General features: G+C 67.8%; 1 protein-coding gene. It reads left to right on the top strand.

Annotated elements, in window-relative coordinates:
• Positions 1-226: 226 nt before the first annotated feature.
• Positions 227-481: hypothetical protein (locus AC07RN_RS21005; RefSeq protein WP_478337219.1), on the top strand; the 255-nt coding region annotated here is incomplete at its 3' end.

The raw sequence follows: 481 nt of genomic DNA, 5'->3' as shown, positions 1-481 counted from the left end.
ACCGGATCGGGCTCGTAGGTAGGCGCTCCTGACATGGCGACCGAAGGCGCAGCCCGGCGCGGGCTTCACCTTCCGTCATGAGGATCACATCTCCCTCGGAGTGGGACGGCAATTTGCCCGCGCGTGGTGAATGGGTGTTCACTCTTGGGTGAACGCCCATTCACCATGGTCGTTGCGGCGGCCGCCCAGGCGGCTGCCGACCGCTCCAGATGTTCGGAGATGATCCTTGGCCGCACGTCCCGTCACCGCTCCGTCTCCGGAGGAAACCGCCCCGCGTCGCTCGAGCGCACTGATCACGGCCGTGCTCTGCCTGTGCGGAACGCTCGTCTCGCTGCAGCAGACGCTCGTGGTGCCGCTGCTCCCGGACCTGCGGCACATCCTGAACGTGAGCGCCGACAACGCGTTCTGGCTCGTCACGGTCACGTTGCTGACCGCGGCGGTGGCCACCCCGATCGTCTCGCGCCTGGCCGACATGGTCGGC

Source organism: Lelliottia sp. GFLA7, assembly GCF_056490165.1.
The sequence above is the reverse complement of the archived record's forward strand: the minus strand, read 5'-3'. Positions and strand labels throughout refer to the sequence as shown.